The 25,257-nt window shown below is 64.2% G+C and carries 28 protein-coding genes; 14 read left to right on the plus strand and 14 right to left on the minus strand.

Features of this window, described 5'->3' with window-relative positions:
- Nucleotide 1: 1 nt before the first annotated feature.
- The 4 genes from BMI01S_RS23435 to msuE all read right to left on the minus strand — a co-directional run bounded on the left by BMI01S_RS23435 (nucleotide 2) and on the right by msuE (nucleotide 3,461).
- Entirely contained in the window at nucleotides 2-883 is an 882-nt protein-coding gene (locus BMI01S_RS23435) for a branched-chain amino acid ABC transporter permease (protein WP_028232079.1), read from the minus strand.
- A 12-nt stretch (nucleotides 884-895) separates the two neighbouring features.
- Nucleotides 896-1,675 (minus strand): ABC transporter ATP-binding protein, encoded by a 780-nt coding sequence (locus BMI01S_RS23440; protein ID WP_028232078.1) that lies wholly within the window; start codon nucleotides 1,673-1,675, stop codon nucleotides 896-898.
- 86 nt (nucleotides 1,676-1,761) lie between these two features.
- Nucleotides 1,762-2,865, minus strand: a complete 1,104-nt coding sequence (gene sfnG / locus BMI01S_RS23445; protein ID WP_028210183.1) for a dimethylsulfone monooxygenase SfnG — start codon at nucleotides 2,863-2,865, stop codon at nucleotides 1,762-1,764.
- A gap of 26 nt (nucleotides 2,866-2,891) precedes the next feature.
- On the minus strand, nucleotides 2,892-3,461 hold the full coding sequence (gene msuE / locus BMI01S_RS23450; protein WP_028210182.1) for an FMN reductase: 570 nt from the start codon (nucleotides 3,459-3,461) through the stop codon (nucleotides 2,892-2,894).
- Nucleotides 3,462-3,980: 519 nt separating this feature from the next.
- Between msuE and BMI01S_RS23455 the strand changes: the two genes are divergently transcribed.
- Nucleotides 3,981-5,099 carry a sigma-54 interaction domain-containing protein gene (locus BMI01S_RS23455; protein WP_028232077.1) on the plus strand — a complete coding sequence of 373 codons (1,119 nt, stop codon included), beginning with the start codon at nucleotides 3,981-3,983 and terminating at the stop codon, nucleotides 5,097-5,099.
- A gap of 33 nt (nucleotides 5,100-5,132) precedes the next feature.
- Here BMI01S_RS23455 and BMI01S_RS23460 read toward each other — a convergent pair whose 3' ends face one another.
- The 5 genes from BMI01S_RS23460 to BMI01S_RS23480 all read right to left on the minus strand — a co-directional run bounded on the left by BMI01S_RS23460 (nucleotide 5,133) and on the right by BMI01S_RS23480 (nucleotide 8,931).
- Nucleotides 5,133-6,401 carry an acyl-CoA dehydrogenase family protein gene (locus BMI01S_RS23460; protein WP_042290736.1) on the minus strand — a complete coding sequence of 423 codons (1,269 nt, stop codon included), beginning with the start codon at nucleotides 6,399-6,401 and terminating at the stop codon, nucleotides 5,133-5,135.
- 331 nt (nucleotides 6,402-6,732) lie between these two features.
- Complete coding sequence (locus BMI01S_RS23465) at nucleotides 6,733-6,924, minus strand: hypothetical protein (protein ID WP_028210179.1); 192 nt, start codon at nucleotides 6,922-6,924, stop codon at nucleotides 6,733-6,735.
- A gap of 185 nt (nucleotides 6,925-7,109) precedes the next feature.
- The gene (locus BMI01S_RS23470) at nucleotides 7,110-7,619 is read right to left on the minus strand and encodes a CinA family protein (protein WP_028232075.1); all 510 of its coding nucleotides are present in this window, start codon (nucleotides 7,617-7,619) and stop codon (nucleotides 7,110-7,112) included.
- 29 nt (nucleotides 7,620-7,648) lie between these two features.
- Nucleotides 7,649-8,518, minus strand: a complete 870-nt coding sequence (gene nadE, locus BMI01S_RS23475) for an ammonia-dependent NAD(+) synthetase (RefSeq protein WP_042290739.1) — start codon at nucleotides 8,516-8,518, stop codon at nucleotides 7,649-7,651.
- 83 nt (nucleotides 8,519-8,601) lie between these two features.
- Nucleotides 8,602-8,931, minus strand: a complete 330-nt coding sequence (locus BMI01S_RS23480; protein ID WP_244145337.1) for a DUF2934 domain-containing protein — start codon at nucleotides 8,929-8,931, stop codon at nucleotides 8,602-8,604.
- 136 nt (nucleotides 8,932-9,067) lie between these two features.
- Here BMI01S_RS23480 and BMI01S_RS23485 point away from each other — a divergent pair, with 136 nt between their 5' ends.
- A complete protein-coding gene (locus tag BMI01S_RS23485) occupies nucleotides 9,068-10,237 on the plus strand; it encodes a zinc-dependent alcohol dehydrogenase (RefSeq protein WP_028232073.1) in 1,170 nt (389 codons plus the stop codon).
- Between the two features lie 135 nt (nucleotides 10,238-10,372).
- Here the strand turns inward: BMI01S_RS23485 and BMI01S_RS23490 are convergent, their stop codons facing one another.
- Together BMI01S_RS23490 and BMI01S_RS23495 are read right to left on the minus strand one after the other, a co-directional pair.
- Nucleotides 10,373-11,611, minus strand: a complete 1,239-nt coding sequence (locus BMI01S_RS23490; RefSeq protein WP_028232072.1) for a DNA topoisomerase IB — start codon at nucleotides 11,609-11,611, stop codon at nucleotides 10,373-10,375.
- A 180-nt stretch (nucleotides 11,612-11,791) separates the two neighbouring features.
- Complete coding sequence (locus BMI01S_RS23495) at nucleotides 11,792-12,148, minus strand: response regulator (protein WP_028210175.1); 357 nt, start codon at nucleotides 12,146-12,148, stop codon at nucleotides 11,792-11,794.
- A 176-nt stretch (nucleotides 12,149-12,324) separates the two neighbouring features.
- On the opposite strand from BMI01S_RS23495, the gene BMI01S_RS23500 reads away from it, so the two are divergent.
- From BMI01S_RS23500 to BMI01S_RS23525, 6 genes are all read left to right on the plus strand, one after another.
- Nucleotides 12,325-12,798, plus strand: coding sequence for a PRC-barrel domain-containing protein (locus tag BMI01S_RS23500; RefSeq protein WP_042290741.1), 474 nt, complete (start codon nucleotides 12,325-12,327; stop codon nucleotides 12,796-12,798).
- Nucleotides 12,799-12,931: 133 nt separating this feature from the next.
- Nucleotides 12,932-13,849, plus strand: coding sequence for a YihY/virulence factor BrkB family protein (locus tag BMI01S_RS23505; RefSeq protein ID WP_042290743.1), 918 nt, complete (start codon nucleotides 12,932-12,934; stop codon nucleotides 13,847-13,849).
- 297 nt (nucleotides 13,850-14,146) lie between these two features.
- A complete protein-coding gene (locus BMI01S_RS23510) occupies nucleotides 14,147-14,632 on the plus strand; it encodes a DUF421 domain-containing protein (RefSeq protein WP_028210174.1) in 486 nt (161 codons plus the stop codon).
- Between the two features lie 63 nt (nucleotides 14,633-14,695).
- The gene (locus tag BMI01S_RS23515; RefSeq protein ID WP_028232071.1) at nucleotides 14,696-15,991 is read left to right on the plus strand and encodes an NRAMP family divalent metal transporter; all 1,296 of its coding nucleotides are present in this window, start codon (nucleotides 14,696-14,698) and stop codon (nucleotides 15,989-15,991) included.
- A 236-nt stretch (nucleotides 15,992-16,227) separates the two neighbouring features.
- Entirely contained in the window at nucleotides 16,228-17,232 is a 1,005-nt protein-coding gene (locus BMI01S_RS23520) for a chemotaxis protein CheB (protein ID WP_028232070.1), read from the plus strand.
- Nucleotides 17,233-17,323: 91 nt separating this feature from the next.
- Complete coding sequence (locus BMI01S_RS23525) at nucleotides 17,324-17,602, plus strand: hypothetical protein (RefSeq protein WP_042290747.1); 279 nt, start codon at nucleotides 17,324-17,326, stop codon at nucleotides 17,600-17,602.
- A 134-nt stretch (nucleotides 17,603-17,736) separates the two neighbouring features.
- On the opposite strand, the gene BMI01S_RS23530 is transcribed toward BMI01S_RS23525, so the two are convergent.
- The 3 genes from BMI01S_RS23530 to BMI01S_RS23540 are packed head-to-tail and all read right to left on the minus strand — an operon-like array spanning nucleotide 17,737 to nucleotide 19,113.
- Entirely contained in the window at nucleotides 17,737-18,138 is a 402-nt protein-coding gene (locus BMI01S_RS23530) for a hypothetical protein (RefSeq protein ID WP_028232069.1), read from the minus strand.
- A complete protein-coding gene (locus BMI01S_RS23535; protein ID WP_036017975.1) occupies nucleotides 18,135-18,560 on the minus strand; it encodes a hypothetical protein in 426 nt (141 codons plus the stop codon). The genes BMI01S_RS23530 and BMI01S_RS23535 overlap by 4 nt, the downstream gene beginning before the upstream one ends.
- A gap of 16 nt (nucleotides 18,561-18,576) precedes the next feature.
- Nucleotides 18,577-19,113: a tautomerase family protein gene (locus BMI01S_RS23540; protein ID WP_028232068.1), complete on the minus strand. Its 537-nt coding sequence runs from the start codon at nucleotides 19,111-19,113 to the stop codon at nucleotides 18,577-18,579.
- Between the two features lie 106 nt (nucleotides 19,114-19,219).
- Between BMI01S_RS23540 and BMI01S_RS23545 the strand changes: the two genes are divergently transcribed.
- The 6 genes from BMI01S_RS23545 (at nucleotide 19,220) to BMI01S_RS23570 (ending at nucleotide 25,225) form a co-directional block, all read left to right on the plus strand.
- A complete protein-coding gene (locus tag BMI01S_RS23545) occupies nucleotides 19,220-20,251 on the plus strand; it encodes a GlxA family transcriptional regulator (RefSeq protein WP_028232067.1) in 1,032 nt (343 codons plus the stop codon).
- Nucleotides 20,252-20,455: 204 nt separating this feature from the next.
- Nucleotides 20,456-20,938, plus strand: coding sequence for a MarR family winged helix-turn-helix transcriptional regulator (locus BMI01S_RS23550; protein ID WP_028232066.1), 483 nt, complete (start codon nucleotides 20,456-20,458; stop codon nucleotides 20,936-20,938).
- Nucleotides 20,939-20,959: 21 nt separating this feature from the next.
- A complete protein-coding gene (locus BMI01S_RS23555; protein WP_407669075.1) occupies nucleotides 20,960-22,003 on the plus strand; it encodes a carbon-nitrogen hydrolase family protein in 1,044 nt (347 codons plus the stop codon).
- A gap of 135 nt (nucleotides 22,004-22,138) precedes the next feature.
- A complete protein-coding gene (locus BMI01S_RS23560) occupies nucleotides 22,139-23,071 on the plus strand; it encodes an NmrA family NAD(P)-binding protein (RefSeq protein WP_036046082.1) in 933 nt (310 codons plus the stop codon).
- A gap of 22 nt (nucleotides 23,072-23,093) precedes the next feature.
- Entirely contained in the window at nucleotides 23,094-24,446 is a 1,353-nt protein-coding gene (locus BMI01S_RS23565; protein ID WP_028232063.1) for an epoxide hydrolase family protein, read from the plus strand.
- A 146-nt stretch (nucleotides 24,447-24,592) separates the two neighbouring features.
- Nucleotides 24,593-25,225, plus strand: coding sequence for a LysE family translocator (locus BMI01S_RS23570; RefSeq protein WP_028210164.1), 633 nt, complete (start codon nucleotides 24,593-24,595; stop codon nucleotides 25,223-25,225).
- Nucleotides 25,226-25,257 lie beyond the last annotated feature (32 nt).

The following is a 25,257-nucleotide window of genomic DNA, read 5'->3' on the forward strand; positions in this document are numbered from 1 at the left end:
CTCAAACGCGCTCGACGGCCGCCTCGCCGAACAGGCCGGACGGGCGCGCGAGCAGGAATAGCATGGCAAGCAGATAAGGGAACCAGTTCTCGATGCCGTCGCCGATCACTGCGCCCGCATAGACCTCGGCCAGCTTTTCCGTCGCGCCGACCAGCAGGCCTGCGACGATCGCGCCGCCGATCGAGGAGAACCCGCCGATGATGAGCACGGGCAACGCCTTGAGCACGACCAGCGACAACGAGAACTGCACGCCGAGCCGCGCGCCCCAGAGCAGGCCCGCGACCAGGCTGACGAAGCCAGCCAGCGCCCAGACGATCGCCCAGATGCGCGGCAGCCGCACGCCGACCGCGAACGCGGCGAGCGGATCGTCGGCCACGGCGCGCAGCGACAGGCCGAAGCGCGAGCGCTTCGCGAGTTGCGAGAGCGCAAGCACGAGTCCGCCCGCGGTGGCGGCCGCGAACAGATCGAAACGGCTCGCCATCACGCCGGCCAGGTGCAGCGGCCGGTCGTCGATACCAAGGTCGAGCCCGTGCACCTGCGCGCCCCAGATGAGCTGCGCCGCACCTTCGAGAATCAGGCTCAGGCCGAGGGTGGCCATGAAGAGGACGATCGGCGCACGGTTGACGAGCGGCCGCAGCACGAAGCGCCCCGTTGCGATCGCGATCAGCACGAGCGCGGCAAGCGTCGCGACGAACGACAACCACGGATTCCAGCCGCGCTCGACGAGGCTCACGTAGGTCAGCGCGCCGAACAGCACGAGCGAGCCCTGCGCGAAGTTGAAGATGCCCGACGCCTTGTAGATCAGCACGAAGCCGATCGCGACCAGCGAATACATCACGCCCGCGAGCAAGCCGCCCACCAGCACCTCGAAGAAAAATCCCATGTCCCTCGCCTCTCAATGACGTGTGCCGAGATAGGCCGCCAGCACGTCCGGGTTCGTGCGGACTTCGTCGGGCCTGCCGTCGGCGATCTTCTTGCCGTAATCGAGCACCACCACGTGATCGGACAGGCCCATCACCACGCCGATGTCATGCTCGATCAGCACGACCGTGACGCCCAGATGTTCGTTGGCATACAGCACGTAACCGGCCATCGCGTGCTTCTCGTCGGCATTCATGCCGGCCATGGGCTCGTCGAGCAGCAGCAGGCGCGGTTCGGCGGCCAGCGCGCGCGCCAGCTCGACGCGCTTCTGCAACCCGTACGACAAGGTGCCCACCACGCTATCGCGCCATGGCTGCAAGTCCAGCGCTTCGATCACGCGCTCCGCGCGCTCGCGCTGGTCGGCTTCGTCCCGTGCCGCGCGGCCCACGTGCAGCGTCTGCTCGAGCCACGTGCTGCGGCGATGCAGGTTGCGGCCCGTGAGCACGTTGTCGAACACGCTCATGCGCCTGAACAGCGCGAGATTCTGGAAGGTGCGCGCGATGCCGCGATGCGCGGCGTCGTACGCGTCCATGCGCCGCCAGGCGTGGCCATCGAAACGCAGCGTGCCCTGCTGCGGGCGATAAACACCATTGATCACGTTCAGCAGCGAACTCTTGCCCGCGCCGTTGGGGCCGATCAGCGCGCAGATCTCGCCTGCCGCGACTTCGAAACTGATATCGGAAATGGCCTTGACGCCCCCGAACGACACGGAAATGCCGTCGAGCGCAAGCAAGACCGTCGAGGCTTGCGTCATGCTGATTCACCCCTTCGGATGGCGTTTTTGTGTTCCGGGTGGCCGTGTCCGCTCGCGCGCCCGGCCACGCCCCGCCGCCGCTTGCTTCAGGCGGCCTGCTTCTGCCGCTGCGCTTCGAGTTCGCGCACGAGCGGCAACACCTTCTGGCCGAAATACTCGACTTCCTCGATGAAATGCAGGAAGCCGGTCAGCACGAGATCGACGCCGATCGACTTGAGCTCGACGATGCGCTCGGCAATCTGCTGCGGCGTGCCGATCAGGTTCGTGCGGAAGCCGTCGTTGTACTGGACGAGATCCTCGAAGGTCGATTTGGCCCAGTTGCCCTCGCCTTCCGGCGAAGCGCTGCCCGCTTGCTTGACCGCATCGCCGAACGCGTGCACGGCCTCGACGTGCGCGTGCCTGATGATGTCGTCGAGCACCGCTTTCGCTTCTTCTTCGGTATCGCGCGCGATCACGAACGCGTTCACGCCAATACGCACCTGATGGTTGTTCTGGGCCGCCTTCGCGCGGATATCGTCGATCTGCGCCTTGAGATTTTCGGGCGTATTGCCGTTCGTGAAGTACCAGTCCGATACGCTCGCCGCGTTGTCGCGCGCCGCGCGCGAACTGCCGCCCTGGAAAATCTCGGGATGGGGCTTTTGCACCGGCTTCGGACTCAGCGTGTAGTTGTTGAATCGATAGAAGTCGCCCTTGAACGTGAAGTTGTCCTCGGTCCAGATGCCCTTGAGCGCGCGGATGAACTCGTTCGAGCGGCGATAACGCTCGTCGTGCTCGAGCCACGGCTCGCCGATCGCGGTGAACTCGCCCTTGAACCAGCCGCTCACGACGTTGATCGCAATGCGGCCGTTCGAAATGTGGTCGATGGTGGCGATCTGCTTGGCGACGACGGCCGGATGCCACGGCCCGGGCAGGATCGCCGCGAGCACCTTGAGCCGGGTGGTCGACTGCAGCAGCGCCTGACTGAACGACACCGACTCGTGCTGATGCTCGGCGCCATAGCCGGCCGTGAAGCGAATCTGGCTCAGCGCGTATTCGAAGCCCGCCCGCTCGGCGGTCTGCGCGAGACGCTGGTTGTATTCGAGGCTCCAGTCGGTGCGCTGCTCGATCGTGCTGACGACGAGGCCGCCGCTCACATTCGGCACCCAGTAGGCGAATTTGACGGCGTCGTTCGTGTGGGAAGTCTGGCTCATTGAAGGTTCCTCGTTGGGCTTTGGATTCAGGCGGCAAGCGCCGCGGTGACGTTTTCCGCACGCACGCGCAGTTGCGGCGCCGCGCGTTCGATGGCGAGTGCGATGCGGGCGCGCAAGGCCTCGTTCGCGATCTCGTAGCGATCGAAATCGTGTTCGGAGGCGTACACGCCGATCGGCAGCGTGCGCGCCTGGAAGAAGCTGAAGAGCGGTCGCAGTTGATGATCGATGACCAGCGCATGGCGATCGCTGCCGCCGGTGGCGGCCAGCAGGACCGGCACGTCGATCAGGGCCTCGTGATGCACGAGATCGAAGAGATGCTTGAACAGCCCTGTGTACGAGGCTCGATAGACCGGGCTCGCCGCGATCACGAGGTCGGCGGTCTCGATCGCGCGGATGTGTTCCTCGATATCGGCCGGCACCTGCGCACGCGTGAGCGCACCGGAGAGCCGTCCCGCGATCTCGCCCAGCTCGATCACGCGGATCTCGACAGGCAGCGCGGCCTCCAGCGCGGTCAGCAACGACTGCACCAGCGCCAGCGTGCGCGACGGCCGCTGCAAGCTGCCTGATACCGCCACCACTTTGTACTTCTGGCTCATAAGGATTCCTTGATTAACCGGGGCATGCCTGATCGGTCCCGTCAGGAGGTAAAGGCAAGTACCGTGCCAAAGTGTTCGAACAAGCGGGGCGTGTCGGGACGGCCGGCGTAGCAGCGATTTTTCCTGCGAGACCGGTGTCCAGGAGCCGGAAATGCACCTGATAAGCACATTGCAGCGACGCTCGAATCGATATGCAGGAACGTGATGAAGCGCGGGCAACAGCGCTGCTTCTTCGCTGCTTCTGACGCAGCAGCACCGGCTCGCCAAACGAATGGAAGCGCGCCAGGAAGCTTGGCCCCGGTCACGCTGCTGCTATCGCAGCACTGTGATTAGGTTATGAGAAATCCTCGCTTCTCTCCGCGGCCAAAACCTTGAACACTGTGCTGATCCTGCAGCACACCTGTCGTGCCGCGCCAACCGGTCACACCGTCGTTCGCTGCACGATCCGCTCGCCTTCAAGAGGCGCGAGACCGACGACCGGGCGCTCAATCGAACCTATCGCACGCCGAGCTTCTACTCATGAACCACACGCTCCCCAACGCATGGTCCGACGAGGCCGAAGCAGACCGCCACGACCCCGTCTCCGTCCTGACTTTGCCGCACAAGCATGCGCTCACCACCGCGATCCGCGCACGCGCGCAGGTTTTCGTCGATCCCCGTTCGATCAGGCTGCTCGAACGCATCGAGCTGGTCGCGCCGAGCGACGCGAATATCCTGATCATCGGCGAGACCGGCACGGGCAAGGAACTGGTGGCGCGCCACGTGCACAGCCTGAGCGAGCGGCGCGACAAGCCCTTCGTCGCCGTCAACTGCGGCGCGTTCTCCGAAACACTCGTCGAAAGCGAACTGTTCGGACATGAGAAAGGCGCCTTCACCGGCGCGTTCAACGCCAAGCCGGGCTGGTTCGAGGCGGCCAACGGCGGCACGCTGTTCCTCGACGAGATCGGCGACTTGCCGCTCTCGATGCAGGTCAAGCTGCTGCGCGTGCTGCAGGAGCGCGAGGTGGTGCGGCTCGGATCCCGGCGCGGCATCCCGATAGACGTACGCGTCGTGGCCGCGACGAACGTCCATCTGCAGCACGCGGTGGCCGCCGGGCATTTCCGCAGCGACTTGTTCTACCGGCTCAACGTCGTTCAACTCGCGATTCCCACGCTGCGCGAGCGTACCGGCGACATCCTGCCGCTCGCCCGCTACTTCATCGAGGACTACCGCGGGCGGCTCGGCTACGGGCCGCGCACGATCTCCCCGCGCGCCGAGCAGAAGCTGCTGGCGTATAGCTGGCCGGGCAACATTCGCGAACTGGAGAACGTGATCCATCACGCGCTGCTCGTGAGCCGCCACGACGCCCTCCAGGACGGCGACCTGCATCTGTTCTCGTCCGGCATCGCGGCGACGGCTGGCAGCTGCGCGCCGAGCGGTCTACCGAACGGTCCGCATCATGCGCTCGAAACCGCGCTGCTCGAACTCTTCAATGGCGAGCACGAAAATCTCTTCGAACAGATCGAGGACACGGTGATGCGCACGGCGTTCGAGTACAGCCACCGCAACCAGATTCAGGCCGCGAGGCTGCTCGGCATCAGCCGCAACGTCTTGCGCGCGCGGCTGATCCGCACTAAGGAAATCGCCGCCGCGAAGTAGTGCCGTCCACGGGACGGCACGATACCGCCGCGCTCAGGCCGCTTTCTGCTGAGCGGCGGGACCGGCGCCGATCGCCCAGACATAGGGGGGCTCGGTCCCGTTGATCTCGCGGTCGCCCACGATACGCTCCTTGAAGACGATGGGATTGTGCGAGGCCGCCGTGCGTGCGTTGCGCCAGTGGCGATCGAGACGCTTCTGCTCGCTCGTGCCTGAAGCGCCGAGCGCGTTGAACAGCAGTGTCGTGGCACGCAGCACGAGATCGGCGATCACGCTCTGGCCGCGCGCGGAGTCCAGCTCGGCATCGACGTTCGCTTCGTGTTCGGCCTGTGCATCTCCGCCGAAGCGCGCCTCGTAGGCGCGCTGCGAAGCCTGCGCCGCGCGAACGGCCGTGGCCTCGGCCGCGAACACGAGCGACGAGACCTGCCCCACCACCTGCTGCACCTGCGGATCCTGCGCGAACGACGGCGCATTGCCGTGGCTGAAGATGCGCCGGCGCGATCGTACCTCGTGCGAGATGTCGCGCAGCGCGGCGCGGCCCACGCCCGCGAGGACCGCCAGCAACACGAGCTGGTAGAACGCCGTCTGGTATTTGAAGCGCGCACCGAAGTCGATGATGTCGATCTCGTCCACCTCGGCCGCTGCGAATGTCGTCGTACCGCTGCCCGTCGTACGCTGTCCGAAGCCGTCCCAATCGTCGCGATGCGTCACGCCGGGCTGCCTCGCGCGCACGGCCGCGATCACGTCCTCGCCCGTGTCTTCGCGGCGTGCGAAGACGTCGATCCAGTCGGCGAAGATGCTGCCCGTGCTGTAGTACTTCTCGCCATTGACGACCCAGCGCCCGCCGTCACGCGACACGCGCGTGATCACGTCGCCGATCGCGACGCTGCCGACCTCGGTCCAGGCATTGCCGACCAGTTCGCCCGCAACGAATCGCGCGAACCAGACATCGCGCGCCGGGCCGGGCTCGGCGTTGAGGCGGTCTTCGACGAACGCGAAATGGCCGCGCAGCGCCTGGGGCAGGTTGGAGTCGGCTTCGGCCAGTTCGATCAGAAGCTGAATCAATTGCGGCAGCGAAGCGCCCGCGCCGCCCTGCTCGACTGGCACGCGAACCGCGCCGAATCCGGCGGCCCTGAGCCATTCGATCTGCTCATACGGCAAACTGCGATCGCGCTCGCGCGCCAGCGCGCCCTCCGCGATGCGGGCGAAGATCGGCCGAAATCGCGAGGCGAGGCGCTCGTAATCCGTGCCCAGCGATAAAGCGGGCGTGACGATTCCCCTGCTGGCGAGATTCAATGCGGTCATGTGTGCTCCAGATATCGGCTTGATGAATGGCCCGCGAATGGGCCTCGTTCCTTACCGATAAAGCAGAAGCCATGCCAATCGTCCGTTCAGCAACAGGGATGGGAGACGCGGCAACGGCTCGCGCCAGTTGCTGGCTCAGCAACAGCATGCTGCTGATTCACTGCTCGATATTCAGCGATCCCGCCGGCTTGCGGTCAGTCGTTTCCCGCACTGAGGGTTTCCTTCTCCTTGGGTCCTGCTGCTGCCCGCGCACGAGGCGTGTGGACGATACCGCCCGAGCCGCCGGTGAAAGCGCTTCGTGGCGCGGGCTTTGGAGGACTTCGACAGGCCGTTACTCGGAGCCCGGGTTGGACTTGCCGGTTTCGCTCAAATCGTCTTCTCGCACCTCCGCCTCTCGCACCGTCGTTCCTTCGTCGTCGGTTTCGGAGACGTCGGTTTTGAACGTGCCTGTATCGTCCTCGGGTTGCTGGCTGGATTCGTCTTTCTCATCGGGGCGCCCTGCGCCTGGGTCTGGAATGTTCATCGCTGCTCCTGGATCGTGAAAAAGGCGCGAACACCTGCGTGTCGTTCAGGCAGAGAAATGGTCCCGGCCTCGCGCTCCGGCGTCCGCTCGTCGCTGCCATCCTTACCGGACGAGTGGACAGCCGCATAGCGCAACGCACATTCCCAAGGAGGGAATCGCAGCGATCCGTGGCGCGGAGGTGAGGCTCACTCACGGTGCACGTCAAGCAGCTTGAAGTAATGCTCGATGCGCGAGAGCGCGTATTGCGCTGCAGCCTCGCGGATCTCATTGCGTGAGCCGGAAAAACGTTGGGTGTCGGAGAAGGTCACGCACCGCCCGTCCTTCGAACGCCAGGACCAGGCGAAGCACTGGGTGCCGGCCGGCGGCCCCTGTCCGTCGCCTACGCTATCCGCAACGCCGGTGTTGGACACGGCCATATCCGCGGTGCATCCCTGCGCCGCCAGCGCGCCCTCGGCCATTTCGCGCGCGACCTCTTCACTCGTGAGTCCGTACCGCTCCATCGTTTCCTCGCGCACGCCGAGGAAGCCGCCTTTTCCGCTGGGCGAATAAGCAACGAATCCGACGTCGAGGCATGCACCGCACCCCGGCACGGAAGCCAGCGCGGATGCGATCAATCCGCCCGTGCATGACTCGGCGGTCGCCAGCTTGCGATCCGCCGAGGTCAAGAGCGCAACGACATCGTGTTCGATACCCATGGCTCGTCTCCCTGTTCCTCGGCACTGGCTCAGCCCGGCGTCACGACGCTCACGGGCAAGGCCCGCTTGTGACGCGTCGCTGTGTAGAACCGCCGGATCGTCGCAAGCACCTCCGCGGACACCGGCTTGCCCTCCAGGAAGTCGTCGATGTCGTCGTAGCGGATGCCGTAGCTGTCTTCGTCCGGTTTCTGCGGGGTGAGCGTTTCGAGATCCGCAGTCGCGGCTTTGTTGACCAGCCGCTCATCGGCGCCGAGCGCCCTTGCGAGCGCGCGCACCCGCCGCTTGTTCAAGCCCGAGAGCGGGAGGATGTCGGCGCCGCCGTCGCCGAACTTCGTGAAAAAGCCCATCACCGATTCGGCCGCGTGATCGGTTCCGATCACGATTCCGCGCCGCGCGCCGGCGATGGCGTACTGCGCGATCATGCGCTGGCGCGCCTTGATGTTGCCCAGCACGAAGTCTTCGTGGAAGTCGTCGGTGAACTGGGCGCCGGCCGCCTTGAGCGACGCAAGCATCGCGTCGGCGGCAGGTCGGATATCGACGGTCAACGTCTCGTCGGGGCGAATGAACCGCAGCGCTTGCCGGGCGTCTTCTTCGTCGCGCTGCTCGCCGTAGGGGAGCCGGACGGCGAGGAAGTGGGCTTCCCTTCCCTGCCCGCGCAACTGTTCGACGGCCAACTGCGCCAGCCGCCCAGCCGCGCTGGAATCCACCCCGCCGCTGATGCCGAGCACATAGGTATTGAGCGAGTTCGCCGCGAGGTAGTCAGCCAGAAAACGAACGCGGCTGGCGCATTCCGATCCGGCGTCGAAGCCGGGCTCGACGCCCAGTTCGGCGATCACCGACCGTTGCCACTCGCGCGTGGCCTCGTCCTCCACCTCTCGATCTTGCGTGCTGTCTTTCATGGCCCGTTTCCGCTCCTATCCAGTGATTGTGGGCGCGCGCCCATTCGGTCCGGGACATCATCCGCCTCGGACATCCTCAAGCGCTATTTGACACCCCCTTGCTCGCCGCCTTGCGATTCCCGATCCGAAATTTCCTCTTTGGCACGATGCCAGTATTCGTCGGTGTGGCTCTCCGGAGAGCCGGCCTCCTCCCACAACTCGTAAGCGCGTCGCCGGATGCGCGCCTCTTGTTCGCTGTTGCCGTCTGACGGGTCCGGGCTCGTCGCGCCGGCGCTCTCGATCGGTTCTTCCTCCGCCGGAAACCGCTCGGCAGCCTCATCGCCCATGGATTCGGACTTGCCGGCTGCGTTCTTCGTGTCACTCGCCTTCTTCGCCATTTCAACCTCCGTTGCAGTGGTCACGTCGCCCAGCAAGGCGCATTCCTCGCAAACGGACTGCGAAGAGGCATCAACTACGTGTTCGCCCCATTGGGAGGCGCGTGCCGGGAATGGTCGATGCGCCAGCGCCGGCGAAGCGCGCGTGCGCTTCGACCAGAAAGGAGAACCTGCGATGCGAGCTCTACGTTGGCATGGAAAACACGACGTGCGTTGCGACACCGTTCCGGATCCCGTGATCGAAGACGGACGCGACGCCATCGTGAAGGTGTCCACCTGTGCGATATGCGGATCCGACCTGCACCTCTTCGACGGGTTGATGCCGACCATGGAGCACGGCGATATCCTCGGACACGAGTTCATGGGCGAAGTCGTCGAAGTCGGTCGCGAAACCCGGAATCTGAAACCAGGCGATCGCGTGGTCGTGCCGTTTACGATCGTCTGCGGCGAATGCGATCAATGCAGGCGTGGAAATTTTTCGGTATGCGAACGAAGCAACCGCAACCGTGAAAAGGCCGAAAAGGTCTTCGGCCATACCACGGCGGGGCTTTTCGGCTATTCGCATCTCACGGGCGGTTATGCGGGCGGGCAAGCGGAATATGTGCGGGTGCCATTCGCCGAGCGCACGCACATCAAGGTTCCCGATGGTCTTTCCGACGAACGGCTGCTATTTCTGAGCGACATCTTGCCCACCGGCTGGCAGGCCGCCGTTCAGTGCGAGATTCAACCCACCGATACGGTCGCGATCTGGGGCGCGGGCCCCGTGGGTCAAATGGCCGTGCGCAGCGCCGTCATGCTCGGCGCAAAGCAGGTCATCGTGATCGACCGCGTGCCCGAGCGCCTCGTCATGGCGAGCGGCGGCGGCGCCATACCCATCAACTTCGACGAGGAAAGCGTACTTGATCGCCTGAAGGAACTGACGAACGGGAAAGGACCGGAAAAGTGCATCGATGCGGTGGGAATGGAATCGCACGTGTCGCGCTCGCTCGATTCCATGTATGACCGCGTGAAGCAGGCCGTCATGCTCGAAACGGATCGTCCGCACGTGCTGCGTGAAATGATCTACGTCTGCCGGCCAGCGGGGACGCTCTCGATTCCGGGCGTCTACGGCGGCGTGCTCGACAAGATTCCGTTCGGCGCCGCAATGAACAAGGGGCTCACGTTCCGCATGGGACAGACGCACGTGAACCGTTGGACCTCCGACCTCTTGCGGCGCATAGAGGAAGGCCAGATCGATCCGTCGTTCGTCATCACGCATACCGTTCCCCTTGAAGAAGGGCCGGCGATGTACAAGACGTTCCGCGAAAAAGCGGACGGTTGCATCAAGGTCGTGCTCAAACCATGACCCTGGAGATCCAGGCACCGCGCCGGGATGCGCGCGCGGGGCCGGACGATGCCGCCGCAGCGCGCAGTCGGCCGCCCGATCAGCCGCTCAGTGAGCCGCTTAGTGAGCCGCTTAGTGAGCCGCTTAGTGAGCCCCTCATCCAGCCGCGAGCGCGCTGGCGCATCGCGCACGCGACGGCTTCTTTGCAGCGGCTGCCGCTTTCGGCGAGGGCGCCGGCGCTTGCGACGGCGCCGTCCGGCCCCGCACCTTCGAACCGGCGGCGCGGGCTTTACGGCTCGATTCGGCCAGCAGGCGGGTAAGGCGCGGGTCGCTCGATGGCGCGCCCTTGCCACGCGCCGCCTCGCGCGCGCGCCGCTTCGCGTCTCGCTGCAGGAAGATGAGCAGCGCGGCCTCGTCGACCTTGAGCCCGCGCCGGCGCGTTTCGGAAAGCGTTCCCGCCAGTTCGCCCGCCTCGAACGCCTCGATGACAGCGGGATGCACATAGCACTTCCGGCAAACGGCCGGCGTGTTGCGCAGCAGTTGGGCGACGTCCCGGATCGTGCCGACGACGTGCTTGTGCGCCTCGGTCACCGTTTCCCATTGCAGCTTTCTGAGCGCCGCCAGCGCGAAAACGCTGCCCGCCCATGTGCGGTAGTCCTTCGCCGTAAAATCTGCACCGGTTACCTCGCGCAGATAGTCGTTGATGTCCGATGAGCCGACCGAGTGGCGCACGCCGTCTGCATCGAGATACTGGAAAAGATCCTGGCCCGGCAGGTCCATGCAACGCTTCACGATCCGCGCGACGTGCGCATCGGTCACGGCGACGTCGTGTTCGATGCCGCTCTTGCCGCGAAACTTCAGACGCAGCGTATCGGCGGAGATCTTCAGATGCCGTTTGCGCAGTGTCGTCAAGCCATACGAGCGGTTCTCGCGCGCGTATTCCTCGCTGCCCACGCGGATCAGCGTCGTATCGAGCAAGCGCACGACCGTGGCCAGCACCTTGTTGCGGGGCATGCCGTCGAGCGCGAGGTCGCGCTTCACCTGCGCGCGCAGCTTCGGCAGCACCGCGCCGAAGGCCAGCATCCGTTCGTACTTGGTGGCGTCACGCGTTTCCCGCCACTGCGGGTGATAACGATATTGCTTGCGACCGCGCGCGTCGCGACCCGTCGCCTGGACGTGCCCTCGCGGATCGGGGCAGATCCAGACGTCGGTGTAGGCGGGTGGGATGGCCAGCGAAGCGATGCGTCGAATGTGCCCTTCGTCGTCGATTCGCTTGCCCTCTGTGTCGAAGTAGGCAAAGGCGCCGTTCGTCCGCTTTCGCGTGAAGCCGGGACGCGAGTCGTCGACATAGCGAAGGCTCGCCGGAAGTTCGCCTGCGCCAGTTTGCCGGATGATGGGGCGCGCGGCGGAACCCGAACCCGCACCGCGCAGGCCGCCGCTTTCGGCATGCTTTTGCTTTGTTGCCACTGATGGCCTCCATCCGTTGCACCATCCCTTGCGCGAAGCGGGCAGCAATCGGCATGCCTCTCGTGCGTAGGGCGAACGCCGGCTGGAGGCGCTGCGGACAAGCTCGAATCACGGTCGGTGCACTGCCAACCGCGTGACAAGCTCGAGAAGCTGCGAAGCAGCGAATGGCTTGCGCAGGCACGCGCTCACTGCCGTAGCCGAACGAGCCGTTGCAACGGCGGAAACGAGCACGACGGGCAAGCCCGACAGTGCCGGGTCGGAAGCAATTGCGCGCGCGAGTTGCAAGCCGTCCATCACCGGCATCATGTAGTCCGTCACCACGAGATCGATCGCTTGCGCCTTCGCCTGACGAAGCCCCTCTGCCCCGTTCCTCGCACGGACGGCCGTGTGTCCCCCTGATTCCAGTAGCGCCGCCGTCGCTTCCATCAGTTGCGAGTCGTCGTCCACGATCAGCACTTTTGCCACGTTTGTCCTCCCCCATCCAGCGCGGTGTCCCGATGCGCCGATTCGAACCGCTTCCACTGCTCATGAACCCAGCACGCCGAATGCCCGTGCCAGCGGGTTTGTCCCGAGAGGGTTTCGACTTCGCGGCACGAGAAATGCGCTAAGCCGTCGCCTGCTAACCACCAGGAGGAAGCGAAATGGCAAACCTCAATCCTCAAGCGCCCGGCTCGGGCGCGAAAATCACCGGCGGCGGCATCGGAGAAGGTCCGGGACCGGAAGTCATGGCCGCTGCCACGCTCGACGGCAACAAGGTCATTACCGCGGATGGCGAGCATGTCGGAAAAATCTCCGACATCATGCTCGACGTGCGCAGTGGACGGGTCGCGTATGCCGTCCTTTCCGAGGGCGGTTTTCTCGGCATGGGTAACACGCTCCATGCGATCCCCTGGAACGCACTGACGCTGGACACCGCCGAGAAGTGCTTCCGGGTCGACATTCCCGCGCAGCGCATCAAGGACGACCCGGGTTTCGACAAGGATCACTGGCCTTCGATGGCCGATGTCACCTGGGGCACCCAGTTGCACGAGTACTACAACCGCCGTCCGTACTGGATGGCAACCGAGCCGTCTGAGTACGGGTCCGTCTCTCCGCAAAGACCGACGGATATCTAGGCCCACGCAGCGCCGGGCGCTGCAACGCCAGCCACGGTAAAACGGAGTACCGGTTCGCCGGTACTCTCTTTATCGTGCTCTGTCGCGGCCCGATCAGCCCCGCGTCAAGGCGGGGCATCTGGAGCGCCATGCGATGCGCGGACGCCGCCTCCTTCACATCGAGCGCGTCTGGACCAGCCTTCGCCTCTGCTGGTCCACCACGCTGGAAGCCGTCAAGCGGTTCGGCAATGACCGCTGCGCGACGCTCGCGGCCAGCGTCGGGTTCTTCTCGGCTTTCTCGCTCGCCCCCACCTTGCTGATCGTGCTCGCCATCGCGGGATGGGTGTTCGGCAAGGACGCGGCGCGCGGCCAGCTCTTCGGACAGATCCACAATCTCATGGGAAACGATGCGGCGGCGGCGATGCAGGCGATCGTCGAGCACGCACATCGCTCGGGCCAGGGCGGCGTCGCCACCACGCTTTCCGTCGTGCTGCTCGCCGTGGGCGCCTCCGCCACGTTCACCTCGCTGAACACCGCGCTGAACGTCGTTTTCGACGAACTCGCGCTCAAGAATCGCAGCAGCGTGACGATGCTCATCCGGGCGCGCCTCATGTCGCTGGGCATGGTCATGGGTGTGGGGTTCCTGCTCGTCGTATCGCTCGTGCTCGACGCGGCGCTGGAATGGCTCGGCGATCATCTGTTCGGCGATTCTCCCCTCGCCGTCATCGCTCAACTCGCGCACACGGCAGTTGCGCTCGTCGTGCTGGCCGCCGCGTTCGCGTCGCTGATGAAATTCATGCCGGACGCCCACGTGCCGCTCAGACACGCGCTATGGGGAGGCACCGTGGCCGCGGTGTTGTTCAGCGTCGGCCGGCATCTCTTCGGGCTCTACCTCGCGCGCGCCGGCACGGCCAACGAGTTCGGCGCCGCGGGTTCGCTCGCAGTCCTCATGATGTGGCTGTTCTTTTCGGCGGCCACGTTCCTTTTCGGGGCGGAAGTGGCTGCATCGATAGACCGCGGCGCGCGTCGGCGCGGCAAGCCGGACGCGTATGTTCCGGCCCACGCCCGGTGAGCGTCACTGCACTTTCCACCCGCGCCTGCGGGCGCGCAGGCCGTCCGCCAGCGCCTGAATTGGCAAACCCGGAAAACCCGGGCGCCTCCAGGCGGCTGAGCCAAGCCGCCGCAAAAGACACGCTCGCTAGTCTAGCCGCGCAAAGGCATGCCGCGCGCAGCGCGCGAACCTGATAGCGCACGCCCATGGGCACGGCAATTGCGTTTCCGGTCGCACGGTTCCAGGAGACACCGCAAATCCGTCCCGGGCACAAGAGAGGTTGGCAGACAGATCGCCAAGCTCGAAGGGGGAACGCAGATGAACATGGTCATAACCATTTTCGGCCAGGGGCGTGATCTCGATCCGCTGCAAATGATCGCGCGCACCGTCGCCGTGTTTTTCGTGGCACTCCTCCTCATTCGCATATCGGGCCGCCGGTCTTTCGGACAGCGCTCGCCGTTCGACTACGTCGTCGCCATCCTGCTAGGGGCGACCTTGAGCCGGGCGATCGTGGGGGCGTCCCCTGCAGTCGCCACCCTCGCCGCGTCCCTTGTCATGGTCCTCCTTCATCGCGCGCTCGGATGGCTCTGCGTTCGCTCGAGAGCGCTGGAATCATGGGTGGTCGGCGTCGAACGCGAACTCTATCGCGATGGCGTCTTCAACCGCGAACAGATGTCTGCCGCGCTCACTACCGAGTCGGACATCATGGAAGCCGCACGCCTGGAACTCAACGCGCCCGACCTGGACGGCGTGCGCTCCGCGATTCTCGAGCGCAACGGCCAGGTGAGCCTGGTCCGGAAGTGAAGGCCCTCCCGGTACGGCGCTTGCGTGGACAGACTCAGCGTTACGACACCGCAAGGCAAAGGCATGACGGGCGAAAAGAGTCTCGAACCAGAATCCGCGGTTGCCGACCGTACCGAACGATCGTGGATTTCGCGGCTCGGGCCGGGTCTCGTCACCGGAGCGGCCGACGACGATCCCAGCGGCATCGGCACGTACTCGCAGGCCGGCGCCCAATTCGGCTTCGCGCTGTTGTGGACGCTCCTGCTCACCTACCCGCTCATGGTCGCCATCCAGATGACCAGCGCGCGAATCGGTCGAGTCAGCGGCAAGGGCCTTGCCTCCAACATGCGTGAGTTCGGGCCGAAATGGCTGGTCATCGTGCTCGTTCTGCTGCTCGCCGTTGCCAACACGATCAACATCGCGGCGGACCTCGCCGCCATGGGCGCGGCGATTCATCTGCTCGTGCCCGGTCCCCAGCTGCTGTACGTCACCGTCATCGGAGCCGCGTCCGCGGCGCTGCAAATCTCGGTGCCGTACGAGAATTACGCGCGCATCCTCAAATGGATGACGCTGGTGCTTTTTTCCTATGTTGCGGTGGCGTTCATCGTTCCCATCGACTGGCGGGAAGTCGCCGTATCGCTCGTGTGGCCGCGCGTGCAATTTTCGTCCGATTATCTAACCATGGTCGTTGCCGTCCTGGGCACCACGATCAGCCCTTATCTGTTCTTCTGGCAGGCGTCCCAGGAGGTCGAGGAACTCAGGGCGAACGCCACGGACCGCGGGCTTCGCTGGGTCTCGTCGTTCAGGGCGTACCGGCAGCTCAACCGGATCACTGCCGATACCTGGATCGGCATGGGCTTTTCCAACGCCGTCGCCTTCTTCATCATGCTGAGCGCGGCAGCCACGCTCCACGCGCACCATGTGACGATCCAGACCTCCGCAGACGCGGCAAGGGCGCTCGAACCGATCGCCGGCCATCTGGCGGCTTACGTGTTTGCCGCGGGCATTGTCGGCACCGGCCTGCTCGCCCTTCCCGTCCTGGCAGGCTCAGCGGCATACGGGGCCGCCGGTGCGTTTCGCTGGCGCAGCAGCCTCTCTCTGCACATGACGCTTGCGCGCGAGTTCTATTCCGTGATTGCCGTCGCGATCATCGGGGGCACGGCCATTACGTTTCTTCATCTCGACCCGGTGAAAGCGCTCTACTGGAGCGCCGTCATCAACGGCCTTGCTGCCGTGCCCGTCATGATCGTCGTCATGCTGATGGGGAGCAGTCCCCGTGTGATGGGCAAGTTTGCAATCACCGGAGTCCTGCGTGCGGGAGGATGGCTCGCGACAGCCCTGATGGCGTTTGCCGCGGTAGCCATGTTCGTTTCCAGCTAGCGCTCGTCATCGGCGGCGGGCCGGATGGAGTCTCGATTCCTCTCCACTGAGTCGGGACTCGTCGCGCGTGTCGATCGGGGCGTGCTACCCGTTCGGTGCTGCGCTTCGTCTGTCCGACCGGGTCCGTTTTTTGCGCACATCTGAGGTACCTGGCGGATTCGTTCTTCCGGGCGCTCTCGCGCCGCCTCGCACGGTCGACGCGAAGGTCCGATTCCATCCTTTTGCAAGGCGGACGAATGAACACCGCAGGCTCCGGCACAAGCCGGATCGTGGTAATCGGCGCGTCATCGGGAGGGCTGGCGGCATTGCGAGCCGTCCTCCAGGCCTTGCCGAACGAGCTGGATGCGCCCGTACTGGTTGTCATGCACATCGGCAAGCACAGAAGTCTGCTTCCCGAGTTGCTTGCGCCTTATTCCTCCCTGCCCGTCGCGCACGCCGGGCACGATGCGCCACTTCAGCGCGGCCAGATCTTTGTCGCGCCACCAGATAGACATATGATGGTTCAGGACGGGCGCATACGGCTCACCACGGGGCCCAGGGAAAACTTCACGCGTCCGGCGATCGATCCGTTGTTCCGCTCGGCAGCCATCGAGTTCGGGGCGCGGGCCATTGCGGTAGTCCTGACCGGTCACCTCGACGACGGCGCTGCGGGAGCCGTCGCAATCCATGCATGCGGAGGCGCGGTCATCGTGCAGGATCCAGCCGACTGCGTCGCGCCCTCGATGCCACTCAGTACCTTGCGAGCGGTTCCGAAGTCCCGGGTGGCCCAACTGGACCAAGTGGGCGATGCGATCGTGCGGGCCGTGCAGACTCCCGTGAAAGGAGGCCACATGAAAACCGACAAGCAGCGATTCGAGATCGAGACGCGGATCGGGCTCACCGGCGTCTCCACTCCCGCGGATCTCGACAGGATCGGCGAGCGCAGCACCTTGACCTGCCCGGAGTGCGGCGGTGTGCTGTGGCGAGTGGGCTCCGATGCCCCGCTTCGCTTCAGATGCCACACGGGCCATGCGTTTTCCAGCGAGACGCTGGACGGCGCGCAAAAATCCGAGCTCGAAGACGCGCTCTGGACGGGCGTGCGCAAGGCGGCGGAGCGCGCTGCGCTTGCGCGCGACAAGGCCGAGAGCGCCGCTGCAAAAGGAGACAACGAGTCAGCCGACGAAGCGCGGAACGAACATGCCAGGCTCGAAACCCTTGGAGAAACGCTGCGCTCGCTCGCGCTTCAGGCCGCTACTGAGTGAGAAAACGACCGCTCGGTCGCGCATGCCGGACAACCGTGCACGAGCGCCGTGCGCCGCCGTATCTTCGAATGAGGCGTCCTTGGAGCAAACAATGTATTTAGTCGGTGACTACTTTGTCGAGTGCCTCACGAACCACATACCGCGTGACGGATGGGCGGGAACGGCGCGCATCACCAGGCGGGATGACTGGAAAAAACCGGCGGAAGTCCCGAAGGCGCTGTTCGTTGGACTCCCGGACTGCCCGACGAAACGAGAGGCCGAGCAGGCCGCGATTCGATGGGCGCGCGAACGCGTGCTCAAACACAGGGACATCATCGAGAAAGCGCTCGAAGACGGTTGCTTCAACGGCGCTGCCGAAGGCCGTGATTAGTCCCTGCCTGGATGCCGAAGCCTCGACGCTCACGGATTCGCCCGAGCCGCCACCTCAGTGCGAATGAGACATGCCCTCGGGACGTGAACGTCACCGTCTGCCTGCACTGCGTGCATCGCGGTGGGCGAACTCATCTACTGGGGCGACGGGGCATTCAGAAGCTTGCTCAACGGCTTCAATGGGCCGATTGGCAGGAGCGAGAATGTCATCAAGTGCGCCTTTCCCAACGGAAGCGCCTCGAGCATTTCATGCGCTTGAGCGACATCCGTGACGTTCAGGATGAACACCACGCCGGCCCTGTCTTGCAGCGAATACCACTGATCGATTTTGCCCTCGAGATAGCGTTGCGCCGTCTCCCGAACTTCGTCCGGAAGCATGTGTTGGACGAGTTGCATGTCCGTGCCCGGAGCAAAGGTGCCAATCGCCAATATCTTCGTGGTTGGCGTGGCGGGCATAGTCGTGACTTGTGCCATGGAGACTCCCGTAGAAGCGATCAGCACAGCGGCTGTCGTCAAGTCAAGAAGCAGGCGTTTCATCGTTCGAGCGCCGCGGCTTCCGGTCCCGTCAGATAGCGATCGCGAAAGCGCTCGTCGACGAGCTCTCCCATCCGTTTCGAGAACAGCAGCGCTGCCTCGAGCGGGCGATGATTGATGACCACCGAATCCGTCTCGCCCTGTTCGTTCAGATGCGCGATGAGCACGGTTTCGATCGGCACGCCCTGGATCTGCGAACGATAGGACTCCAGATATAAACCGTTGCCGATTTCGCCCTTGTAGCTGTGATGCTGGAATTCGTAGAGCGAGGCCGCGTGTTTGATCACGGAAAGAATATCGGCGCGGCCCTCGATCGGACGCTTCAGGACGGTGGCTTCGAGCGTCGCGTTTTCGGCAAGCCTCGCCAGCCACAGCGGCGGACCGCCAACGGGCCCGAGCACGGGGGCTGTGTCGTTGAATTTCATGTCGGGTGCTCCTGTTTTAGGGTTTGCTCGTCGTGCCTGCGCGGGCGGCATCGAGCGTGGCTTCGAGGATGACGCGCGCCTTTTCGAGCCGGCGACGCGCGAGGCGTTCTGCGCCCGCACCACGCTCGGACTCGCCCGCCAGCAGCGCATGAATATCGGGCAGCGTCCAGATCGCGCCGCGCGTCCCCCAGGCGCCTTCCGGTATCTCGGTCGGGAAGACCCAGACGCGCGGCGCGACGTCGTCGAACGCGCGGCCCTCCGCGCGCGCCACGGCTTCAGTAACGGCTCTAACGAGCGCGCGACGTGATTCGTCGGTGTATTGGCCTTCAGGTACGGACGGAATGATCCGGTAGCGCATGGTGTTCGTACGCTCACCGCCGATATAGATCGCAGCAGGCCGATGAAGATGAAACACGGTCACACGCTGCGCGATCGGATTGGCGGGATCGTACCCTTCCGCCTTGATGAGGATGTCGGTCAGTTCCTTGACGAGACGCGCTTCGCCCTCGGGCGTCAAGGCGTCTTCGGGCCACAGTGCATCGATCATCGGCATGATGCGGCTCCCGCTTTCGGGTGATGGGATGCCGCCGATGATGAGGGTTTACTCGTGCGCCCGGAAGTGGCAGGATCGCCATTATTCAGGGAATTTCGGACACGCAATGGCCATCGTTCGCATCTGGGTCTATGACGGCATCCTCGCATCCGGCGTCGCGGGGCCTGTCGACGTTTTCAGCGCGGCCAACCAGTTTCACGCGCGCCTGGCTGGCGCGCCATCCGCGCCGCTGTTCGCATGGCGCGTGGAATCCCTCGACGGTCAACCGGTCCTGGCTGCGTCGGGCCAGACCATTCACGTCGACGGCAAGATCGATCCGCGCAAAAAAGCCGACGCCATTCTCCTGACGGCGCCGTTTCTTTCGAACATCGACGCGTTCATCGGGCGCCGCGAGGAGTTGAACGCGCTGTCTTCCGCGCTGCGGCGCCAACGCAAGGCGGGCGCCGTGCTGGCGGCGTATTGCACGGCCAATTATCTGCTCGCCGAGGCGGGCCTGCTCGATGGCCGCGCCGCCACGACACACTGGGCGCGCGCCGCGGACTTCGCGCGCCGGTATCCGCGTGTCGAGGTTCGCGCACACGAGCTGATGATCGCGCAAGACGGGATCATGTCGAGCGGTTCCGTGACGTCGTACCTGCATCTCGCCGTGCGGCTCGTCGAAACATTCGCCGGCGAGGATCTCGCCACGACGGTCGCGAAGGTGCTGCTCATCGACATGAGCCGGACTTCTCAGGCTTCCTATGCAACGCTTCTCGACGAACATGGGCATACCGATACGCTAGTCGCGCGCGCCCAGCAGCAGATGGAGGCGACGTTGGAGCGGGGATTCCGGTTGAGCGACCTGGCGGCTTCGCTTGCTGTCAGCGAACGCACGCTCAATCGCCGTTTCAAGGAAGCGCTCGGGCTCGCACCGTTGACGTATCTGCAGAATCTGCGCATCGAGGTCGCGAAGCGCTTACTGGAAACCCGGCCGATTGCGCTCGAGGCGGTGAGCCAGCAGGTCGGCTATGGCGATATCAGCACATTCAGGCAGTTGTTCAAACGGAAAACCGGATTGTCGCCCAGCGAATATCAAATGCGGTTTTCGCGCGCCGCGGCGCGCGATAGAAAAGCCGAATCGGGTCGCGACGGCGGCTGAGGCCTCGCACGATCTCGCGGGACCATTGCGCCACCATCCTCCACACCGTTCTTTTGTATCTCAACGTATCTACCGTATCCGGAGATACGCACGCATACGCAAAACCCGCTTTCGGACATGAGCGGGATACGTTCGTCCGCTCAAATACGCCCATCGCGAGCAAACCGCCGCACCGCAAAAGCTGGGCTGACCGAGGTAGTGCATATGCAAACCGAGCTGAACGCAACCGTCGAACTGGACCGCACCGCGGACCAACCGCCCAGCAGCCATATCGCGCGCGATTGCCTGATGACGCGCGCCCGGCAGATCTCCCGAATCCTGACCTCCGTCTATGACGATGCGTTGCGTCCGTTGGGCATCGTGGCGCCGCAGTTCTCATTGCTGGTGCTGATCGCGGAGTTCGGGCCCCTTAGCCGCTCGGATCTGGGCCGGCGCACTCGACACGAGCGCTCGACGCTGACAAGGAATCTGCAGCCGCTGATCGCACACGGCTGGGTTACCGAGAGCGTCCCGGCAAGCGATGGCCGTAGCCGCCCGCTGTCGCTCACGCACGAAGGCAAGACGCTGCTGAAAAACGCCGCGTGTGCGTGGTCGGCGGCACAGGGCCACGCGGCGCGCCTCCTCGGCGAAGACGGCGCCCGCGCTCTCATGAATATCGCGCGCCAATTGCCGCCGTGCATTTCCTGAAATTTTCGCTCGATGTTGCATATGCAAGATCGGCCAACGCCTGGCGTTCCCCCCTCGTCAAAGGAGTCTGTTGTGAAAGTCGTCAAAGCCGCCGCAGTCCAGTTCAGCCCCGTGCTCTATAGCCGCGAAGCCACCGTCGCCAAGGTCGTGCAAAAGATCCACGAACTCGGCCAGAAAGGCGTGCAGTTCGCCACCTTCCCCGAAACGGTGGTGCCTTATTACCCATACTTTGCCGCCGTCCAGACGGGCATCGAGCTTCTTTCGGGCACCGAACATTTGCGCCTCCTCGAACAGGCGGTGACAGTGCCGTCCGCGGCGACCGAAGCGATCGGCGAAGCCGCGCGAAAAGCCGGCATGGTCGTGTCCATTGGCGTCAACGAGCGCGACGGCGGCACGCTGTACAACACGCAATTGCTCTTCGATGCCGACGGCACGCTGATCCAGCGCCGCCGCAAGATCACGCCGACGCATTTCGAACGCATGATCTGGGGCCAGGGAGATGGCTCGGGCTTGCGTGCAGTCGACAGCGCGGTGGGCCGCATCGGTCAGCTTGCCTGCTTCGAGCACAACAACCCGCTTGCCCGTTACGCGATGATCGCCGACGGCGAGCAGATCCATTCGGCGATGTACCCGGGTTCCGCGTTCGGCGAGGGCTTTGCCCAGCGCATGGAAATCAACATCCGCCAGCATGCGCTCGAATCCGGAGCCTTCGTCGTCAATGCCACGGCGTGGCTCGATGCGGACCAGCAGGCGCAAATCATGAAGGACACCGGTTGTGGAATCGGTCCGATTTCGGGTGGCTGCTTCACCACGATCGTCGCACCTGACGGCATGCTGATGGCCGAACCGCTTCGCTCGGGTGAAGGCGTGGTGATCGTCGATCTCGACTTCACGCAGATCGACCGGCGCAAAATGCTGATGGATGCGGCGGGCCACTACAACCGCCCCGAACTGCTGAGTTTGATGATCGACCGTACGCCGGCCGCACATGTTCATGAACGCGCTTCGCACCCGGCGGTCGTGGACGACCCTCGTTCCGACGATCTACGCGCCGAGGCCATATAACCTCGCCCGGCATTTTGCAGAGCACAGGCGCATGATGCGCTGGTCATCGCGTTGATCGACGCATCTACATTTTTATGCATTAGTGTGCATATGCATACATAAATGCATTCAATCTTCTTATGAAAGGTATCGGATATGACAACGAAACCAGCCCATGACCGCCCCATTCTCGTGACGGGCGCCGGAGGCGCGATCGGTGGGATCGGCCGCAACGTGACAACGTCATTGCTCGCGAAAGGCTATAAGGTGCGGGCGCTGGTCCGCAAGGAAGACGATCGCGCGAACGAGTTGCGCCGCCTTGGCGCCGAGGTCGTGGTCGGCGATCTGACCGACCTGGCCTCGCTGCACCGCGCGATCGAAGGCTGTTCGCGCGTCTATTTCGGCATGTCGGTATCCCCGGCGTATCTCGAAGCGACCGTCAATTTTGCTGCCGTGGCGCGCCATCATGGCGTCGAAGCCATCGTGAACATGTCGCAGATGACCGTCACGGAAATGAGCATCACCGAGACGACCGACAGCCCTCAGCACAAGTTGCACTGGCTTGCCGAGCAGGTTTTGCAGTGGTCGGGGCTGCCCGTCGTCACCGTACGGCCCACGGCGTTTCTCGAGAGCTTCTTCCTCACGCTCGGCGCGGCCGGCGTGCGCGATCACGACGAACTCGCATTGCCGCTCGGCAATAGCAAGACATCGCCCATTTCGGCCGTCGACGTCGCGAACGCGGTCTCCGTGATTCTCGAAGACCCGGCGCCTCACATCGGCAAGATCTATAACCTGACCGGCCTCGAATCGACGGATCTCGAGCAGGCCGCGCGCATCTTTTCGCAGGTGCTCGGTCGGCCCATCCGTTACCGGAATGTGCCGGTCGCGCCGTGGTCGGACAAGCTGCGCGAACTGGGCATTCCCGCTCACGTCGTCGACCACCTGGCCGTGATGGCGGACCTGCACGCTCAGGGACGATACGACCGCATGACCAACGACCTGTTCGAACTCACGGGCCGCAAGCCCATGAGCATGGACGACTTCGTGAGACTCCACATCGCGGACTTCACGCGCAACGAATCACGCTGATCCGGGTCAGGAAACCGATCTCATGTCCAAAGACACGCCCCAATACTCGTCGCGCCGGCAGTTTGTCGGCGTGGCCGCCGCGGCGCTCGCGGCAGGCTCGCTGAGCCGGCTCGCCTTCGCAGAAACGAGCCCGGCAAACGGCAGCATCATCGAACCCGCGAACGGCGACAAGACGGCGATCCGGCCGTTCCGCGTTCACGTTCCCGAATCGCAGCTCATCGATATGCGGCGACGCATCAAGGCCACGCGCTGGCCGGATCGCGAAACGGTGCCCGACGAATCGCAGGGCATCCAGCTCGCCTCCATTCAGGGACTCGCGCAATATTGGGCAACGGGCTACGACTGGCGCAAATGCGAGGCGCGGCTGAATTCCTTGCCGCAGTTCATCACCGAAATCGACGGACTCGATATTCACTTCATCCATGTGCGGTCGAAGCACGAAAACGCGATGCCGTTGATCGTGACCCACGGCTGGCCGGGCTCGGTCATCGAACAGTTCAAGATCATCGATCCGCTCGTCAATCCGACTGCCTACGGTGCACCGGCAACGGACGCCTTTCATCTCGTGATCCCCTCATTGCCCGGTTACGGGTTTTCGGCGAGACCGACCACAACGGGCTGGGGACCGGAGCGCACCGCGCGCGCGTGGGTCACACTGATGAAACGCCTGGGCTATGAGCGCTTTGCTTCGCAAGGCGGCGATCTCGGCGGGATTGTCACGAACGTCATGGCCAAACAGGCGCCACCCGAACTGATCGGCATTCATGTGAATTTTCCGGCGTCGGTTCCGGCCGACATGCTCAAGTCGCTTGTCGCGGGCGATCCGACGCCCGCTGGCCTGTCGGATGAGGAAAAGCATGCGTATGAGCAACTGAGCGCGAACTTCAAGAGAAAGCGCGGATACGCCCTGGAAATGGGCACGCGCCCGCAGACGCTGTACGGACTCGCCGACTCGCCCGTCGCGCTGGCTGCCTGGCTGCTCGACCACGGCGACGGCTACGGCCAGCCCGCAGCGGCGCTGAGCGCAGCCGTGCTCGGCCATCCCGTGAACGGTCATTCGGCAGGCGCGCTCACACGAGACGACATACTCGACGACATCACGCTTTACTGGCTGACCAACACCGGTATTTCGGCGGCGCGCTTCTATTGGGAGTCGCACGCGAACTTCTTCCTCGCGGCAGACGTCAACGTGCCGGCCGCTGTGAGCGCTTTTCCGGGAGAGAACTACCAGGCGCCGAAGAGCTGGACCGAACAGGCTTACCACAACCTGATTTATTTCAACAAACCCGAAACGGGCGGCCACTTCGCGGCATGGGAACAACCGATGATCTTCGCGAACGAAGTGCGCGCGGGGTTGAGGCCGTTGCGCACATAAGGCATGAAGCGCTCCGGCGTGCAAGGTCCGGCGCACGTTTCGAGGGCGCATGTCCGAAACACCCTCGAAACTGGCACGATTGCCACTCCCGCTCGCATCGCTAAAGCCCGACAATCAACCGATCTTCCATTTCTGGAAACCCGAACATGACCGGAAACGCCTTTTTCCCGGCAAACCTGCTGCTTGCTTATGCAGCGTATTTCGTCGGCACGGCGAGTCCCGGGCCGAGCAACCTTGCGATTATTTCCATAGCGGCGAGTCACGGCCGAAAAGCGGCGTTGATGTTCGCACTCGGTGTCATCTCGGGGTCGATGTTCTGGGCGACGGTGGCAGCGCTGGGCGTGTCGGCGGCCCTGGTCGCATGGTCGCAGTTCATCATTGCAGTCAAGGTTTTCGGCGGCCTCTATCTCTTGTGGCTCGCCTTCAAATCTGGGCGCAATGCGCTCTCGAGTTCAATCGAATCCGGAATCCAGGTGGAGCAAAGGCCCACATTGAAGCGTGTCTACTGCCGCGGCGCGACGCTCCATCTCACTAACCCGAAAGCGATCCTCGTATGGGTTTCCATCGTTGCGCTTTCGTCGAACAGCACGGGATCGGCCCACAGTGCGTTAATTGCAGGTTGTGCGGCCATCGGATGTCTGGTGTTCGGCGCCTATGCAGTACTGTTTTCGACGCACACGGCTCGCAGGTGGTACGTGCGAACCCGTCGCGCCCTGGAAGGATGCCTGGCCGTCGTATTCGGAATTGCCGGCATCAGACTTCTGGCGTCACGTATGTAGCTGCGCGGCCGCTACGCCGCGCAGTGTGTCCT

Source organism: Paraburkholderia mimosarum LMG 23256 = NBRC 106338 (assembly GCF_000739815.1).
GTDB classification, from domain to species: domain Bacteria; phylum Pseudomonadota; class Gammaproteobacteria; order Burkholderiales; family Burkholderiaceae; genus Paraburkholderia; species Paraburkholderia mimosarum.